The 2,184-nt window shown below is 68.0% G+C and carries 3 protein-coding genes; 2 read left to right on the plus strand and 1 reads right to left on the minus strand.

Features of this window, described 5'->3' with window-relative positions; translation table 11 throughout:
• The first annotated feature begins 80 nt into the window (after nt 1–80).
• The gene (locus tag AC1DY2_RS18945) at nt 81–623 is read left to right on the plus strand and encodes a hypothetical protein (RefSeq protein ID WP_476763820.1); all 543 of its coding nucleotides are present in this window, start codon (nt 81–83) and stop codon (nt 621–623) included.
• A gap of 26 nt (nt 624–649) precedes the next feature.
• Nucleotides 650–1,549 (plus strand): TerC family protein, encoded by a 900-nt coding sequence (locus AC1DY2_RS18950; RefSeq protein ID WP_476763821.1) that lies wholly within the window; start codon nt 650–652, stop codon nt 1,547–1,549.
• A gap of 3 nt (nt 1,550–1,552) precedes the next feature.
• Here the strand turns inward: AC1DY2_RS18950 and AC1DY2_RS18955 are convergent, their stop codons facing one another.
• Nucleotides 1,553–2,128, minus strand: coding sequence for a dienelactone hydrolase family protein (locus AC1DY2_RS18955; protein WP_476763822.1), 576 nt, complete (start codon nt 2,126–2,128; stop codon nt 1,553–1,555).
• Nucleotides 2,129–2,184: the final 56 nt, after the last annotated feature.

Below are 2,184 nucleotides of genomic sequence, written 5' to 3' on the forward strand. Positions count from 1 at the left end.
GGGGGAACGCGGCGTCGGGGCATCGGGCGTACCCTGCGTGTGTCGGCCCACCCGAGGGTCGTCGGACGGAGTCCACGATCATGCGACGCGCCCACATATCCCGACTCGGTGTCACCGTTGGCGTCGCCGTGGCGGTCATCCTCGCCCTGGCCGTTTCGGCGCCCGCCCACGCCGAGCAGGTCGTCACGAGTGACGACGTCGCGTTCCGCCTTGTCGTGGCGGGCGTGGCGGGCGAAGGCGACGCCGACGGCGACGGCGTATCCGACGCATCCGATGTGTGCGCCGACACCACGTTCACCGCGGGTCCGGCCGACCTCGAGCTCAAGGGCGACTCCGCCAAGGACAAGGCCAAGGGCAAGGCCGAGGCCAAGGCCGAGGCCGAGCCCAACGATCACCCGGCCAGGCCGAAGCACAACCAGAACCGGGGCGAGCTGAAGCCCAACCACTCCTGGTCGACCAGCGAGGCCGGCTTCGTCGACGCGACCGGCGCGGTCAGGTACACGCTCGACGAGACGGGCGGATGCTCCGCCGAGCAGATCATCGCCGCCGCAGGCCTCGGCAAGGGGCACATGAAGCACGGGATCTCGGTCGGTGCGATCAAGAAGTGGATCGCGTCACTCTAGAAGTGACGTGCACCTAGCATGAGCGGGTGGACTTCTCACTCGCCTTCACGCCCGATCTCATCGCCGTCTTCGTCACGCTGTTCGTGCTCGAGATCGTGCTCGGCGTCGACAACGTCATCTTCATCTCGATCCTCGCGTCGAAGCTCCCCACCGAGCAGCAGGCCCGGGCGCGCAACCTCGGCCTGACCCTGGCGATGGTCATCCGGGTGGTGCTCGTGTTCTTCGCGGGCTGGATCATCACCCTGAAGGAGGACGTCGTCGTCTGGTTCGGGATGGGCTTCTCGATCAAGGACTTCATCCTCATCGCGGGTGGCCTCTTCCTCGTCTACAAGGCGGTCACCGAGATCCACCACAAGCTCGAGGGCGCCGAGGAGGAGCATGGCGGCGCCGCGCCGAAGCGCATCACGTTCGGCTCGGTCCTCACCCAGATCCTGCTGCTCGACATCGTCTTCTCGCTCGACTCGGTCATCACCGCGGTCGGCATGACCGAGAACCTCCTCATCATCATCACGGTCGTGGTGCTGTCGTTCGGCATCATGCTGTTCGCGTCGCGCTTCATCTTCACGTTCGTGAACCGGCACCCCACGGTGAAGATGCTCGCGTTGTCGTTCCTGCTGCTCATCGGCGTGTTCCTCATCGCCGAGGGCTTCGGCATCAAGATCGACAAGGCGCTCATCTACGCGCCGATGGCGTTCGCGATCCTCGTCGAGGCGCTGAACCTCGTCGCGTCCTCGCGCAAGGCGAAGCGCGAGCAGCGCCGCCAGCACGCGGTGCAGCTGCGTCCGCAGTACCCCGACGTCGACGAGTCGGTCGCGGTGTCGGCGGCGCTGTCCGAGCGCACGCCTGGCGCCGGTTCCGTCGGGCTGTCGCGACAGCCGGTCGTGGGTGTGACGGATGCCTCGGAGGAGCGCGCCGGGCTCGGCTGAGCCTCAGCCGACTCGGGCGAGGAACTCGAGCACGCGCTGCGTGAGGAGCTGCGCGGCTGCCGCGTCGTAGCTCGGCAGGCTGGAGTCGGCGAAGTAGTGCTGGTCGCCGGGATACAGGAAGAGCTCGGCGTCGTCGGCGGATGCCACGAGCTCCCGCGCCGCGTCGACGTCGCCCTCGTCCATGAAGATCGGGTCGGCATCCGCCCCGTGGATCTGCGCGGGGAGGCCGGCCGGCCAGCCGCCGAACTCCGACGGCGGCAGGCAGGAGTAGAAGAACAGGGCGCCCTTCGCGCCGTCGCGGGTCTGGGCGAGCTGCTGCGCTGGAACGACTCCGAGCGAGAAGCCGCCGTAGACGAGCTCGTTCGTGAGCGACCCGGCCGCACGCTGGCCGCGGGCCATGATCTCGTCCCAGCCGACCTCCTTGGCGTAGCCGACGCCCGCCTCGATCGAGTCGAAGGTGCGTCCGTCGAAGAGGTCGGGCGTGTGCACGGTGTGGCCGGCCTGACGGAGGTCGTCGGCGAAGGCATGCAGGCCCTCGGTGGGACCCAGTGCGTGATGGAAGAGCAGAACCTCGGCCATCGTGATACTCCTGTCTGGCGGTCGAACGACTCGGTCGCTCGCACGGTACTCGCTCG

The organism is Agromyces sp. P1_H4 (genome assembly GCF_056405255.1).